The organism is Rhodanobacter sp. AS-Z3 (genome assembly GCF_029224025.1).
In the GTDB taxonomy this organism is placed as follows: domain Bacteria; phylum Pseudomonadota; class Gammaproteobacteria; order Xanthomonadales; family Rhodanobacteraceae; genus Rhodanobacter.
The window spans coordinates 3,576,278-3,591,872 of record NZ_CP119392.1 but is presented as its reverse complement, the minus strand read 5'-3'; the positions used below and the strand labels follow the sequence as shown (position 1 = coordinate 3,591,872).

At 63.9% G+C, this 15,595-nt stretch carries 8 protein-coding genes; 6 read left to right on the top strand and 2 right to left on the bottom strand.

The genetic code is table 11. The features are described from left to right. The first annotated feature begins 70 nt into the window (after nt 1–70). Entirely contained in the window at nt 71–2,737 is a 2,667-nt protein-coding gene (locus tag PY254_RS16090) for a M16 family metallopeptidase (RefSeq protein ID WP_281013063.1), read from the top strand. A gap of 433 nt (nt 2,738–3,170) precedes the next feature. Continuing rightward, nucleotides 3,171–5,141, top strand: coding sequence for an LTA synthase family protein (locus PY254_RS16085; protein WP_281013062.1), 1,971 nt, complete (start codon nt 3,171–3,173; stop codon nt 5,139–5,141). Between the two features lie 54 nt (nt 5,142–5,195). Here the strand turns inward: PY254_RS16085 and PY254_RS16080 are convergent, their stop codons facing one another. Further along, nucleotides 5,196–5,663 (bottom strand): Dps family protein, encoded by a 468-nt coding sequence (locus PY254_RS16080; protein WP_281013061.1) that lies wholly within the window; start codon nt 5,661–5,663, stop codon nt 5,196–5,198. Nucleotides 5,664–5,791: 128 nt separating this feature from the next. Here PY254_RS16080 and hrpA point away from each other — a divergent pair, with 128 nt between their 5' ends. After that, the gene (gene hrpA / locus PY254_RS16075; RefSeq protein WP_281013060.1) at nt 5,792–9,955 is read left to right on the top strand and encodes an ATP-dependent RNA helicase HrpA; all 4,164 of its coding nucleotides are present in this window, start codon (nt 5,792–5,794) and stop codon (nt 9,953–9,955) included. A gap of 27 nt (nt 9,956–9,982) precedes the next feature. Here the strand turns inward: hrpA and PY254_RS16070 are convergent, their stop codons facing one another. Then, entirely contained in the window at nt 9,983–10,525 is a 543-nt protein-coding gene (locus PY254_RS16070; RefSeq protein WP_281013059.1) for a hypothetical protein, read from the bottom strand. A 146-nt stretch (nt 10,526–10,671) separates the two neighbouring features. On the opposite strand from PY254_RS16070, the gene PY254_RS16065 reads away from it, so the two are divergent. The 3 genes from PY254_RS16065 to PY254_RS16055 all read left to right on the top strand — a co-directional run bounded on the left by PY254_RS16065 (nt 10,672) and on the right by PY254_RS16055 (nt 15,450). After that, nucleotides 10,672–12,810, top strand: coding sequence for a bifunctional (p)ppGpp synthetase/guanosine-3',5'-bis(diphosphate) 3'-pyrophosphohydrolase (locus tag PY254_RS16065; RefSeq protein WP_281013057.1), 2,139 nt, complete (start codon nt 10,672–10,674; stop codon nt 12,808–12,810). An 86-nt stretch (nt 12,811–12,896) separates the two neighbouring features. Further along, nucleotides 12,897–14,603, top strand: coding sequence for a tetratricopeptide repeat protein (locus tag PY254_RS16060; protein ID WP_281013056.1), 1,707 nt, complete (start codon nt 12,897–12,899; stop codon nt 14,601–14,603). A gap of 7 nt (nt 14,604–14,610) precedes the next feature. After that, nucleotides 14,611–15,450 carry an SDR family oxidoreductase gene (locus PY254_RS16055; protein WP_281013055.1) on the top strand — a complete coding sequence of 280 codons (840 nt, stop codon included), beginning with the start codon at nt 14,611–14,613 and terminating at the stop codon, nt 15,448–15,450. Nucleotides 15,451–15,595: the final 145 nt, after the last annotated feature.

The following is a 15,595-nucleotide window of genomic DNA, read 5'->3' as shown; positions in this document are numbered from 1 at the left end:
GCCGGCAGCAACATTTCTACCTCTGGACGTGGGGGACGCGTCCGCTTTGTTTCTCCAAAAGGACCTGATGATGAAAAAGCGAGTAATCCGATTGACTGCGGCCATTTCGCTGGCCTTGGCGGCAACCGCGGCAATAGCTTCCGGTGAGGACGTCAACGTCACCCGCGCCACGCTCGACAACGGCCTGCGCGTAGTGATCGTGCGCGACACGCTGGCGCCGGTGGTGGCGACCGAAATGAATTACCTGGCCGGTTCGAACGAAGTGCCGGCAGGCTTTCCCGGTACGGCGCATGCGGTGGAACACATGATGTTTCGCGGCAGCCCCGGGCTGAGCAAGGATCAGCTGGCGGCGATCGCGGCGAACATGGGCGGCGCCTTCAATGCGGATACCACCCCGGGGGTGACCCAGTATTACTTCGTCGCACCGGCGCAGGATCTGGATGTGGCACTGCATGTGCAGAGCATGCGCATGCGCGGCGTGGACATGGACCAGGCAGCATGGGACAAGGAGCGTGGCGCGATCGAGCAGGAAGTGTCGCGCGACATGTCCAGCCCGATGTACAAGTTCCAGAGTCAGTTGATTGAGCACATGTTCGACGGCACACCGTATGCGTACACCGCGCTGGGCACGCGCGAGTCATTCGACAAGACCACGGCGGGCATGCTCAAGCAGTTCCACGACAGTTGGTATGTGCCCAACAATGCGATTCTGGTGATCGCCGGCGACGTTGATCCGGTGGCTACGCTGGCCAAGGTGAAAAGCGAATTTGGCGACATCGCGCGCAAGGCGCTGCCGGCACGGCCAGCGTTCAACTTCAAGCCGGTGCAGGCGACCACGATCAAGCTGCCGACCGACAGCCCCTACGGCCTGGTGGCGATTGCCTACCGTTCACCGGGGTTGCGCTCGAAGGATCACGCCACCGCCTTGGTGCTGAATGCGGTGCTGGGTTCGCAGCGTGCGGCGCTGGCCGGCATGCGCTTTGACGGCACCGCCTTGTTTGGTGGCTTTGCCGGCAATGCGATGCCAAACGCGGGTGTCGACTATGCGATCGCGGCCTTCCCCAAAGGCGGTGATCCGCAGCCGATCCTCAAGCACATGCAGGGCATTCTTGCCGAGGCGGCCAGCAAGGGTGTCGATCCGGTGCTGGTTGAGGCCGCCAAGCGCAAGGCGATCGCCTCGCTGGAATTCAGCAAGAACTCGGTCGAGGGCCTGGCCAATAGCTGGTCGGCGGCGTTGTCGATGCAGGGCGCCGAGTCGCCCGACGCCATACAGCAGGCGATTGAGGAGGTGACGCCGGAAGCGGTGAATGCGCTGGCCAAGGCCACCTTTGATCCCGCCCAGGCAGTCACCGCCATCCTTACGCCGGAGAGCTCGGGCAAGCCGGTGGCCGGCAAGGGCTTCGGTGGTGCCGAGAGTTTCGCCTCCAGCCCGGACAAGCCGGTGACCTTGCCGGCGTGGGCAGCGCAGGCTTTCGCCAAGCTCGAAGTGCCGCATTCCAGCCTCAAGCCGGTGTCTTATACGCTGGCTAACGGTTTGCGCGTGATCGTGCAGCCAGAAACCATCAGCGATACCGTGACGGTGTTTGGCAAGATCAAAACCAATCAGAATCTGCAGGCCGCAAAGGGTGAGGATGGCATTGCGGAAGTGCTCGAGGGTCTGTTCCCGTTTGGTACCAGCAGCATGAACCGACTGCAGTTCCAGCAGGCGCTGGATGAGATCAGTGCGCAGGCCAGCGCGGGTACGAGTTTCTCATTGGCAGTTCCAGCGAAACACTTTGCTGAAGGCCTCAAGCTGTTGGCCGACAATGAATTGCATCCCGCGCTGCCGGCACAGGCGTTCGCTGTCGTGCAGCGCCAAGGCGCTGCGGCGGTGGCCGGCGCCTTGCAATCACCTGCCTTCCTCACTGCGCTCGACCTGAGCAAGGCCTTGTATCCGGCTAACGACCCTGTACTGCGCCATGCCACGCCGGAAAGCATCATGGCTCTGAATCTGGACAAGGTGAAGCAGTACTATGCGCAAACCTTCCGCCCCGATATGACCACCATCGTCATCGTCGGCAAGGTCGATCCGGCGGAGGCAAAACATGTCGTAGAGCAGGCCTTCGGCAATTGGAAGGCTGAAGGCAACCAGCCGGATGTGGACTATGCCGCCGTGCCAGCCAACAGACCTGGTCAGTTCAACGCGCCCGATACCAGCGCCAGCCAGGACAGCGTGCAGATGGCACAGACCATCGACGTCACTCGCAATGATCCGACCCGCTACGCGCTGAACCTGGGCAACGAAGTGCTGGGGGGCGGCTTCTATGCGTCACGTCTGTATCATGACCTGCGCGACAAGCGTGGGCTGGTCTACAACGTCAGCACCAGTTTCTATCTGGATGCCCATCGCAGCACCTATAGCGTGTCGTTCGGTGCCGATCCGGACAAGGTCACGGCAGCCAGCAAGATCGTGGTGCAGGATCTGCAGCAGATGCAGCAGGCGCCCGTCACCGAGACCGAGTTGAAGCGCGCCAAGGGCATCCTGCTGCGGCAGATTCCGCTGGGTGAATCCAGCTTCGGTGCAATTGGTGGTCAACTGCTCAGTCTGTCGCTCGAAGGCAAGCCACTGGATGCGATGACGATTGCCGGTGAGCATTACCTCAAGCTCACCGCCAAGGACGTGCAGCAGGCGTATGCCAGGCATGTGCGACCGGATGGCTTCGTGATCGCGGTGAAGGGGCCGGCGCCGAAGGGTTGATTGCTTGAACCTGGTCAGAGTCACCTTTGCTTGCGAAGGTGGCTCTGAGCAGCCGCTGCCGTTGAGGGATGTTGAGAGCCCGTGCTGAAGTTGGATGCATTTTCGAGCGTGTGGGGCCGGATCTTGAAGCGGTTGTCTGCAGGTCAGAAACGAAGGGGTTTAGGCCTGTGTGGTGAGGGGGCCGACGCTTGACCAGCCAATGTGTGGCTGACTGTGCGTTTCTGAAATCGTGACGCGATACGCCAGGCACGGGCACGGTGAGTCCACTGCTATCACAGCAATTTGCGTTCTCTGCGTGCTGTAGCCTTAGCTGGTGCAGCGACGTCTGCTGGCGAGCTTTTGCGCTAGAGTTCGCGGTCGAGCGGCAGGGTTCGTGGGATATTCGCCGTGGTTCTTCTTCGCGCTACCTGGCGCGACATGCTCTGGAGTTCACGTGCGACAACTTACCTGGCGTTTCTTTTTGCTGGCCCTGGTCTTCCTGGGGCTGAGCCGTCTCGGTCTGGCGCTGTGGTTGTGGCCACGGGTGTTGCCGGCGGGCGGTTTGTGGCCGGTGATGTTTGGCGGCCTGCGGATTGATTTGAGCCTGCTGGCGATGATTTGTGCGTTTCCGGCGCTGCTGTCGCCGTGGCTTGGGCATCTTCGCTGGGCGGCACTCATCACAGCGTGGTGGTATCGGCTGTGGTGGATGTTGTTTGTGTTGCTGGAGCTGTCGACGCCGCAGTTCATCCTGGAATACGACACCCGGCCGAACCGTCTATACGTCGAATATCTGAACAGCCCGCGCGAGGTGTCGGCGATGCTGTGGCACGGCTACAAGGGCGTGCTGCTGTTTGCGCTGGTTGGCTTGCTGCTGCTTGGTTGGTTGGGCTTTCGTGTATTGCACACCCGACTGGTGGATGCGTCGATGCGTTGGCGCTGGCGCCCGCTGCTGACCCTTGTCTTGTTCCCGCTGTTGTTCCTGGCCGCGCGCGGCACGCTGGAGCATCGGCCGTTGAATGCATCGATGGTGGCCTTCAGCGACGATGCGATGGTCAACACCTTGCCGTTGAATTCGCTGTACAGCGTGATCAATGCCATTCGTGGCATGCAAAGCGAGCGGTCGTCGGCAACGCTGTATGGCCCGATGCCCGAGGCCGAGATGCAGCAACTGGTGCGTGAGGCGTCGGGTTTCGAGAACCCCATGCTTGATCCGCAACATCCCAGCTGGCATGTGCAGCACGCTTCGAAAAATCCGGCGCAGCCGTTCAACCTCGTCATCATCATGGAGGAGAGTCTGGGCGCGCAGTACATCGGCACGCTGGGCGGCCAGCAGCTTTCGCCGCAGTTTGACGCGCTGGCCAAGCAGGGCTGGTTGCTGGCACGGACCTACGCTACCGGCACGCGCTCGGTGCGCGGACTGGAGGCCGTTACCACCGGGTTCCTGCCCACGCCGGCCGAAGCGGTGTTGAAGCTGCCGCGCAGCCAGCGTGGGTTCTTCAGCCTGGCCGGATTGCTGGGCGAGTTCGGTTATCACTCGCGCTTCATCTACGGCGGCGAGGCCCACTTCGACAACATGAAGTCGTTCTTCCTCGGCAACGGCTTCGACGAAGTCATCGATCAGCCGAAGTTCGAGGTGAAGCCCACCTTCGTCGGTTCGTGGGGCGCTTCCGACGAGGACATGTTCAATGAGCTGCATCACCGACTGATGCAGGACAGCAAGCAGCCACAGTTCACACTGGCTTTCAGCGTTTCCAACCACACGCCGTGGGAGTACCCGAGCGGACGGATCGATGCGAGCAAACCGGCAGCCAGCGTAGAGAACACGGTGCGCTATGCCGACTTCGCCATCGGCCGTTTCTTCGCGCAGGCGAAGCTGTCGCCGTACTGGAAGAACACGGTGTTCCTGATCGTGGCCGACCATGATTCGCGGGTGTTCGGTGCCAGCCTGGTACCGGTGCAGCATTTCCATATTCCAGCGCTGATTCTCGGCGCCGGCGTGCCGGCGCAGCGTGACGAACATATCGTCAGCCAGATTGATCTGGCGCCCACGTTGTTGTCGTTGATCGGGGTCAGCAACGTCAATCCGATGCTCGGTTCCGACCTTACGCAGCACTATCCCGGCCGCGCCATCATGCAGTACGGCGACAACTACGGTTATCTCAAAGGTGACCAGTTGCTGGTGTTGCAGCCGCATCAGCCGGCCGCACAATTCCACTATGAGGTAACTGACCATGCGATGACGTCGGTGCCGGTAGACCCGGTGCTCAATCGGCAGGCGCTGGCGCACGCGCTGTGGCCGAGTTGGGCGTACTTCAACCAGCGTTACGGTCTGCCGCCAAAGTCCATCCAGCCGGCACCCGCCCCGGCGGCAACGGTGTTGAAGCCGATGGAGCCGGATACCTGTTGCGCGACACGCCAGTTGTAAACGAAGAAACCCGGCACTTGGCCGGGTTTCTTCATGGTGTCGTGAGCGGGTTGATCAACGCAGCAACGAGCGCAGCATCCACGCGGTCTTCTCGTGCGCCTTCAGGCGGCCGATGGCCATGTCGGCGGTGCCGTCATCACCAGCGGCATTGGCAGCCTTCAGCGTGTCGCGTGAGGTGGCGGCGGCGATTTCGTGGCCTTCGACCAACTGGTTCACCATCTCCTTCCATTCGGGTACGCCGACTTCTTCCTTGATCGCGCTGAGTTTGCTGAACTGGCTGTAGGAACCGGGCGCGAACACGTCCAGCGTGCGGATGCGCTCGGCCACTTCGTCGGCGGCCAGCCACAGTTCGTTGTATTGCGTCTCGAACATCAGGTGCAGGCTGTTGAACTGCGGGCCGGTCACGTTCCAGTGGAAACTGTGGGTCTTCAGATAGAGCGAATAGGTGTCGGCGAGCAACTTGGACAGTTGCTTGGCAACCGCTTCGCGGTCCTTCTTGGCAATGCCGATGGAAATGGCCATGTGCTGCTCCTTCCTGTGGTTGATGTAATGGATCGACCATAGCGAATCGGCCTGCATGGGTGAAATGAATCCTTTGCATGCCGGCGATAGCGGGTACCTATCGGGCTGTTGGCCCGGCAGCAGTTATCATGAGTGGTTCAATGAACCCTGATCACCCGCCAGCACCCGATTCTTCCGCCGATCCCGGCCTGCGCGACGTGCGCCGGCAACTGGATACGGTGTCCTGCCGCGACTTCGGTCGCCTGCTGGGGCGGTGGCGCACGCTGTCGCGTCGTCCCGACGAGAACAAGGTGGCGGCACTGGTCGCGGATATCCAGCGCTCGGCGGACAAACGCCGCGCGCGCGTCGCTGCCAAGCCTGCAATCACGCTGGACGAGTCGCTGCCGATCAGCGCGCGCGGTGACGACATCATCAAGCTGATTCGCGAAAACCAGGTGGTGGTGATTGCCGGCGAGACCGGCTCGGGCAAGACCACGCAGTTGCCCAAGCTGTGCCTGGCGGCAGGCCGCGGCGAAGCCGGCATGATTGGCTGCACCCAGCCACGCCGGCTGGCCGCCCGTTCGGTGGCGCGGCGCGTGGCGGAGGAACTGGCTACGCCGCTGGGCGAGATCGTCGGCTTCCAGGTGCGCTTCAACGACCAGGTCTCCGAGCGCAGCCTGATCAAGTTCATGACCGACGGCATCCTGCTCGCTGAAACGCAGGGTGATCCGTGGCTGAGCGCGTACGACACGCTGATCATCGACGAGGCGCACGAGCGCAGCCTCAACATCGACTTCCTGCTCGGCTACCTGAAGCGGCTGGCGGTGAAGCGGCCCGAGCTGAAGATCATCGTGACCTCGGCGACGATCGACACGGCGCGATTTTCCGAACACTTCGGCGGCGCGCCGGTAGTTGAAGTGGAAGGGCGCGCGTTCCCGGTCGAGTTGCGCTGGCGGCCCGTGGGAGGTCAGAGTCATTTTTCGCCGGCGAAAAGTGAGTCTGACCCCATTCGTCGCGGCATGCAGGAAGGCAGCGCCGAACACATCGCCGCCACGCTGGATGAAATCACCCACGACGATCCGCGCGGCGACGTGTTGATCTTCCTGCCCGGCGAGCGCGAAATCCGCGACGCGCATCAGTTGCTGTCGCGCCGGCAATATCGCGAAACCGAGATCATGCCGCTGTACGCGCGGCTTTCCGCTGGCGATCAGGATCGCGTGTTCAAGCCCGGCATCAAGCGTCGCGTGGTGCTGGCCACCAATGTGGCCGAGACCTCGCTGACCGTGCCGCGCATCCGCTATGTGATCGACACCGGTACGGCGCGGGTCAAGCGCTACAGCCAGCGCAGCCAGCTCGAACGCCTGCATGTCGAGTCGATCTCGCAGGCTGCCGCCAATCAGCGCAAGGGTCGTTGCGGTCGTGTCGGGCCGGGCATCTGCTATCGCCTGTATGACGAGGCGGATTTTGCCGGCCGCGTTGCGTTTACCGATCCGGAGCTGCTGCGCTCGTCGCTGGCCAACGTGATCCTGCGCATGCTTGCACTGAAGCTGGGCGAGGTGGATGACTTCCCGTTTCTGGAGGCGCCCGATCCGCGCGTGATCGCCGATGGCTTCCGCCGACTCAGCGAAATTTCTGCCATCGATGAGGCGCGCAAGCTCACCGCGATTGGCCACACGCTCGCGCGTTTGCCGATCGACGTGCAGCTCGCGCGCATGCTGGTGGAAGGCGAGAAGCTGCACGCATTGCGCGAACTGCTCACCATCGTTTCGTTCCTCAGCATCCAGGACCCGCGCGAGCGTCCGGGCGACGCGCGGCAGCAGGCGGATACGGCCCATGCGGCGTTTGCCGATCCGAAGTCCGACTTCGTCAGCGTGCTGAATTTGTGGCGGGCTTATCACGACGCGCACGAGGAGCTGACCCAGTCCAAATTGCGCGACTGGTGTTCGCGGCATTTTCTCAGCTTCATGCGCATGCGCGAGTGGCGCGAGCTGCATCGCCAACTGTTGCTGGTGGTGGCGGAACTGGGGTGGAAGCTTGCTCCCTCTCCCCTGCGGGGAGAGGGCCGGGGTGAGGGGGCGGCGTTGCGCGCGGTGCCAAGGGTGCGCATTGCAAAGGCGAAGAAGAGCGACGGCAGGAAAGTTCTTGGCGAGCACCCGCCCCTCACCTCAATCCTCTCCCCACAGGGGAGAGGAGGCGACGGCGAGGAGCGCGTTGTTGATGAAAAAGACGCTTCGCGTCTTTTTGAGGCGATTCACCGCTCCTTGTTGGCTGGCCTGCCGACCCAGGTGGGTCGCAAGGATGAAAAAGGCGTCTACCAGAGCACGCGCGAGCGCAAGTTTCATGTGTTTCCCGGTTCGGCGCTGTCCAAGGCACCGCCGAACTGGGTGTTCTCGGCGCAAATCCTCGACGTGGGTGGGCGCGTCTGGGGCATGGCGAATGCGCGGGTGGAACCGCTGTGGATCGAGCAGCAGGCGGCGCATCTGTTGCGCATGAGTTGTCGCGATGCGCACTGGTCAAAGAAGCGCGGCTGCGTGGTGGCGTATGAACAGGTGAGCCTGTTCGGTCTGGTGCTGGTGGAAAAGCGTCCGGTCACGTTCCAGCAACAGGACCCGGCGTTGGCGCACGCGATCTTTCTGCGCGAAGGACTGGTGCGTGGCGACATCGATACCAAGGTCGATTTCGTGCGAGCCAACCAGCGCGTGCTGGAAGAAGCGCTGGGCATCGAAGCAAAGCAGCGGCGCGAGGGACTGATCCGTCATGAAGACGATCTGGTGGCGTTCTTCGAGGGCAAGTTGCCTGAAGAGATTGCCAGCAGTCGTGCGCTCGACGCGTGGTATCGCAAGGCGCGGCCGGTCGAGCAGGCGGCGCTGCGCTGGTCGCTGGACGATGTGATGGCCGGTGGTGCCGGACTGGATGCGAAGGCGTTTCCGGCATCATTGGAGATAGCACCGCTGGCCATGGATGGCCGAGTGCCGCGGGCGCAGGATGCGCAGGAGCAGCCGCAAAAGTACAAGCTGGAATATCGCTTCGTGCCCGGCGACGATGCCGATGGCGTGACCCTGCACTTGCCCTTGGCGATGTTGAATGCGTTGCCGACCGCACGTTGCGAATGGCTGGTGCCCGGCTTGCTCGCTGAAAAAGTCGCTGAACTGATTCGTGGTCTGCCCAAGGTCTTGCGCCGCAACTTTGTCCCCGCGCCGGACTTTGCCCGCGCCTTTGTCGAAGCCGAAGTGTCGCGTGATGAATCCCTGCTCAAGGCATTGGCCGGATTTCTGAAGCGCGCGACTGGCGTGGATATCGCCGCCGCTGAGTTTGCAGCGGTTGAATTGTCGCCACATTTCCTGATGCGTTTTCGCCTGCACGACGAGCGCGGCAAGACACTGGCCAGCGGCCGGGACCTCGCGGCATTGCGTGGGCACTGGGAAGGCCAGGCGCGTGAAGCGTTTTCGCGCAAGACCGATATCGAGCTCACCCGTGAAGACGTGGCCAGCTGGGATTTCGAAGCGATCCCTGCACAGGTACGTTCGGACGGAGGCCTCACGGCCTTTCCCGCCCTCGTCGATCTCGGCGAGACCGTCGCGTTGCGCGTGTTTGAGCGCAGCGACGAGGCACGTGCCGCGCATCGCCAAGGTGTCGTGCGGCTGCTGCGCAATGCGTTGGCCAGTGAGGCGAAACAGGCCCGCCGGCGCTTGCCGATCGGCAACGCGCTGGCCTTGAAATACGCACCGCTGGGCGGTGTGGAAGGCTTGCGCGAAGACTTGCTTGAGGGCGGCTTTCAGGATCTGCTGGAACGCCATGAACTGGACGTGCGTACGGCCGGTACGTTCGAGGCATTGCGTACACAGTTTTCGCGCGAGCTGTTTGGTGCCGGCGTCGAGCGGTTGAAACTGGCTGAGCCGATCATCGATGCGCAGGCGGAGATGAAACCGTGGCTGCAGCCGCCGTTGCTGGGTTTTGCCCGTGCCAGTTATGACGACATGCGCGAGCAGGCCGACGCGCTGCTCACGCCCGGGTTCCTGCGTGAATTGTCACCGTCACGGCTGGCCCACTTTCCGCGTTATCTGAAGGCGCTGCGCCTGCGCGGTGAGCGCTTGCGGCAGGACCCGGCGAAAGACCAGCAGCGCATGTTGCAGGTAATGCCGTACTGGCGGGCCTACCTGCAACATCGCGCTGCCGGCACGCCGCCGGCCGAGCTAGCCGAGTTGCGCTGGTTGATCGAGGAATGGCGCGTGTCGCTGTTTGCCCAGGAGTTGAAGACCGCCGAGCCGGTTTCGGCCAAACGCCTGGTCAAGGCGTTGGCCGCGCTGAGCTGAAGGGTACCGGTCAGCGAACGCGCACGCTCAATTGGCCGGCCGTACTCGCGCACTGGTGTTGTAACCCTCGACCTTCAGCATCCAGCTGCCGAGTACGCCGGGCTTCACGGTGGCGACCGGGCTTTCCAGTGAGCGCGTCACCTGCAAGGAACTGTCATCGCTGATGCGCCATTTCTGGCCGTTCTGAAGAACGATGACGCTGCCCGGCCCCCAACCGTCAAAGCGGCCGGCAATCGGGCTGGTAACGATGCGGCTGGCCTTGCTGCGCGCCTTGTCCGACTTCTTCTGCGTGGCCGCGATACTTTGGCTGGCGCCCTTGTCGGCAACCACGTTCGCCGAGGACACCTCCGAGGCCGGCACGGCTGCAGCCATTTCGACAGCGTGCGTGGCCAGCCACTTTTGCAGGCTGACCAGTTCGGCGGGGCTCAGCTTGTCCAGTCCGGCCTGGTTGAACTGTGCAGCACCCATCTGCTGCTTCAGCGAAACGGCTTGCTGGGCATGCAGCGGGCCACCGCCCAGCCACAGCGCGAAGAACATTGACGGTATGAGCAACAGCGAGCGTGATTTCATGATGGGGTCCGTAGGGCGAAATGGCGCAGGTGAACGCTGATTCTGCGCGGTAAGCTGGCCTTGCGCCAAGCCTTGCTTGAACATGGCGGTTTGCCGCTGCGCCTACCGGCCCGGCAACATCGCCAAAACATGTGGAAGATCGTGTCATGGTTCAAACCGTTTCCAGCACCACCGGCAGTCTGCAGTCCTGGCGCGAGCGTGCCGGTGCATTGCCGCCCGTGCTGGTGGATGCGCTGGATGCCTGCGCCTCGCGCCCACTGAGGCAGGCCGAGTGCGCGGATGTGCTGGATCTGCTGGGCATGCTCGGCTGCGATGCACAGACCCAGGCGTCGGCGTTGTGGTTCGAGCTGGCGCAGGTCGACGCGGCGCTGTGGCAGGAACGCCGCGGGAAGTTGCCCACCGAGTTGCAGCGGCTGGTTGATGGGCAGCAGGCCGCCGAGCAGGTGTGGGCCTTGCACGCGCAGCGACCGCCGGAAGGTGCGGCAGAAGGCCTGCGTCGACTGCTGCTGGCGATTGTCCGCGACTTGCGCGTGGTGTTCGTGTTGCTGGCACGTCAGCTGGCGCGCATGCGTGCGGCGACGCATCTCGCTGATGACGAACGCCAGGCACTGGCGCGGCTGACCCGCGATATCCACTCGCCGCTGGCCAACCGACTCGGCATCTGGCAGTTGAAATGGGAGCTGGAGGATCTCGCCTTCCGCTACCTGCAGCCGGACACGTATCGCCGCATCGCCAAACTGCTCGATGAGCGGCGCACCGATCGCGAAGCGTTCATTCGCGAGTCGCTGGACGAACTGCAGCGCGCGCTGGCGGCGTCCGATATTTCCGCTGATCTGGCGGGACGGCCAAAACACATCTATTCGATCTGGAAGAAGATGCAGCGCAAGTCGCTGGACTTCTCCGACCTGTATGACATCCGCGCCGTGCGCATCCTGGTCGACAACATTTCGGACTGCTATGCCGCGCTGGGTGTGGTGCACGGGCGCTGGCCGCATCTGCCGAACGAGTTCGACGATTACATCGCGCGGCCGAAGGCGAACGGCTACCAATCGCTGCACACCGCGGTGATCGGGCCGGAAGGCAAGACGCTGGAAGTGCAGATCCGCACCCACGAGATGCATCGCGCCAACGAACTGGGTGTGGCCGCGCACTGGCGCTACAAGGAAGGCGGCAGCGGTGATGCGGAGTTCGAGGCGAAGATCGCCTGGATGCGCAAGTTGCTCGAGCCGCGTGGCGACGGCGACAGCACACTGGCGGCGGATCTGCACACCGAACTGCTGGAAGATCGCGTCTACCTGCTGACCCCGAAAGGTGAGGTGTTTGATCTGGCGCACGGCGCCACCGTGCTGGATTTCGCCTATCTGGTGCACACCGAGGTCGGTCATCGCTGCCGTGGCGCCAAGGTCAACGGGCGCATCGTGCCGCTGACCTTCCAGCCGCAGAGTGGCGACCGAGTGGAGATCCTCACCGGCAAGGTGGCCGATCCCAGTCGCGACTGGCTGTCGCCGCACCACGGCTATCTCAACACCGCGCGGGCGAAGGACAAGTTGCGCGGATGGTTTCGCAAGATCGCCCACGACACCAACCTTGCTGTCGGTCGCAGCATGTTCGAGCGCGAACTGCGGCGGCTGGCGCTGACCACGGCTGAAGTCGGCAAGCTGCCCACACATTTCCACCTGAAGAACCAGGAAGAGCTGCTGATCGCGCTGGCGCTGGGCGAAATTACGCCCGGCCAGATTGCCCGTGTGGTGCAGGAAGCGGCGCAACCGGCGGAACCTGCGGTGACCCAATCCAGTTTGCCGGTGGCTTCGCGCCACAGCACGCTGGACCACAGCGCGCTCAGTATCGAAGGCATCGGCAATCTGCTGACCACCCTGGCGCGTTGCTGCCAGCCGCTGCCGGGCGACCGGGTGCGCGGTTTCATCACCAAGGGTCGCGGTGTGTCGGTGCATCGCGCCGACTGCGGCAGTCTGGCTCGGCTGGCCCGGCGCGATCCGGACCGGGTGATCGAGGTGAACTGGGGCAGCGCCGCTGCGCAAGCCTACGAAGTCGACATCGAGCTGCGCGGCTACGACCGCAAGGGTTTGCAGAAGGACGTCACCAGCGTCATCAGCAATGCCGCCACGCACATCATCGCCTCGTCCAGCCGGCTGTTCGTGCGCACCGGCGAAGTGGAGATGCGCTTCACGCTGCGGGTGCGCGACTTCGAGCAGTTGTCGACGCTGCTCGGCAAGCTGCTGGCGCTGCCTAACGTCATCGACGTACGCCGGGTTGGAGTCGGCTGAATGACCGCGCAATGCCCGCGGTGCCGCAGGTCGGCGGGTGGCGACCCGATGTTAAGCTGAGCCGTCAACCTTCATAGCCCCGAACCATGAGCGGACGCCGCGACCAGCACGACGCACATCCACCGACCCGTACCGAGCCCACGCTCGGCAATCTTGATCGCCTGGATACGCCGCATGCGTCGACGTCGGATGGCCTGCCACGAGTTGCCGTGGACGCGCGCCGTCCGCAGGGTCGCGCCGCTCGGTCGCCTGCAAAGCCGCGCCGTAACTGGCTGGTACCAACCCTGCTGCTGATCGTCATTGCGCTGCTGGCTGCGGTGTGGATCAACCAGAGTCGGCTGCGCGGCATGGTGCCGCGTACCGACTTCAATGCCTTGCTCAGCCAGGCGCAGCAGGCCTTGCAGGATGGCCGTCTGGACGGCCAGGACGGCAACAGTGCCCGCGAGTTGTTTCAGGCGGCGGCTGCTCTGGAGCCGGACAATGATCGTGCCCGCGATGGTCTGCGTCAGGTCGGTCAGTCGATGCTGTCCCAGGCTGACGCCTCGCTGCAATCGGGCAACCTGAGCCAGGCGGCGCAGCAGGCCACGGTGGCGCGCGAGCTGCTCGGTGGCGGCAGTGATATCGATCGGCTGGATCAGGCGATCAGTCGCGCCAGTGGTCGGCAAGTGCATACCGTGGATCTTGTGGGGCAGGCGCAGCAGGCCTTTGCCGCCGGCAAGCTGGAAGGCGCTGATGGCGCCGGTGCGCTGTATCGACGCGTGCTGCAGGCTGATCCCGACAATTCGGTGGCTACCCACGGACTCGACCAGGTCGGTTACGCGCTGGCGGTGCAGGCGCGCACCGCGCTGGATGCGAAGGACAACGCTACCGCCGACGCACGCATCGAGCAGCTGGCTGCGTTGCAACCCAACAACGGCGCGTTGCCCGCGTTGCGCGCACTGCAGGCGCAGACGCGCAAGCAGGACAACAGTGCGCTTGCTGCCGAGCTCAAGGCCGGGCAGGACGCGCTGCGTGCCGGTCGTATCGCCGGCGACGGTGATGACACCGCGCTGGCGCATTTCCAGGCGGTGCTCAAGCTTGATCCGGGTAATGCGCAAGCCAACGCAGGCCTCGGCAATGTGGCGCAGGCGCTGACCGTGCAGGCGAGCGCGGCGCTCGATGCCGGCGATCGTCCGCAGGCCGAAAAATTACTCGATGAGGCGGCCCGGCTGGCCCCGAAATCAGCGGATCTCGCCGCGGCTCGGGCGCGATTGGACAGTGCACCGCACGCTGCGTCGGCCACGCCGGACCAAGCCAGGCCCGATGCGGCGGCAGCGGGCGACCCGTCGTTGTTGCACGCGACGCTGACACCGCAGCAGAGCGCAGCCTTGGCGCAGCTGGTGCAGCGTGCGCAAGTGGCGACGAACAACGGCAACATCATGATGCCGCCCGGTGACAGTGCCTACGACCTGTACCGCAGCGCGTTGGCGATCGACGGGAACAACGCGGCGGCCATGCACGGATTGCAGGCCTTGCCTGGCAAGGTTCGCCAGCAATTCGAGCAGGCGTTGTCTGCCGGCAAACTGGCACAGGCTGGCGACATGCTGGCTAACCTCGCTGAACTGGCGCCTGGTGATGCCGCCCAAGGCGCGCTTGGCAATCGGCTGGCCAGCGCCTGGCTGGATCAGGCCGAACAGCAACTGGCTCGCGGCGATCGCATTGGTGCCAGCCAGTCGTTGCAAAGTGCCCGCAAACTGGCCCCGGCCAGTCCGCGCGTGCAGGATCTGGCGGCTCGTCTGCAGGGCGGCGGCTGAGTCGCGCATGACGATTCTGGTGATCGGTGCCAGCAGTCAGATCGGTCGGTTCCTGTTGCCGCGACTGGTGGCCAGCGGTGAACCGGTGTTGGCCTTGAGTCGTCATCCACGCGTTGCATGCGATGGGGTGACCTGGTTGCAGGGCGAGTTGCCCGCTCGTGTGCCGGCCTTGCCGGCGTTGTCGGCGATCATCAGTTTCGGTCCGCTGTCAGGGCTGGCCGAATGGCTGGCGCAAGGCAGCTTGCACGATGCGCCGCGAGTGGTCGCGACCAGTTCGATGAGCGCCGACAGCAAGCGCGATTCGCTGGTGCCTGGCGAACGCGATATGTCGCGTCAGTTGCGTGATGGCGAAACGGCATTGGCCGATGCGTGCGAGCGTCACGGCAGCGCGTGGACGGTGCTGCGACCCACCCTGGTGTATGGCGCAGGGCTGGACAAAAGCCTCACGCCGATTGCCCGCCGCGCGATGCGCCTGCGCGCATTTCCACTGCCTGCTGGTCGCGGCCTGCGCCAGCCCGTGCACGCCGACGATATCGCGCAGGCGGCGTTGGCCGCGCTGGAATGTCCGGCGGTGGCGGGGCGAATTCTGTCGATCGGCGGCGGCGAGCGTCTGCACGCTGCGGAGATGTTCGCGCGCGTGCGCCGCAGTCTGCCCTGTGCCACCGTGCCGCTGCCGTTGCCCGCCGGCCTGTTGCGCCTGGCGCAACGAGCCTTGCCGCGATTGCGTGGTCCGTTGAGCCGACTCGACCAGGACTTGATTGCCGACAACAGTGAACTGCAGCGCTTGCTGGGCATCCATCCACGGCCGTTTCGCCTCGACTCTTCAATGTGGTTGCCGCTCGCCTAGGCGGTCACTGTCCGACGGCTGGCCACGCTTTCGTCCCGAGGTGATGTCCGGCCCGGAAGGATTGCCCGCGTTTTGCCATGAAATGGGCTGCTGCGTTCATTTGCCCGCCGGGTAGCAGGCCCTATCATCGAACCACTTGATCGCC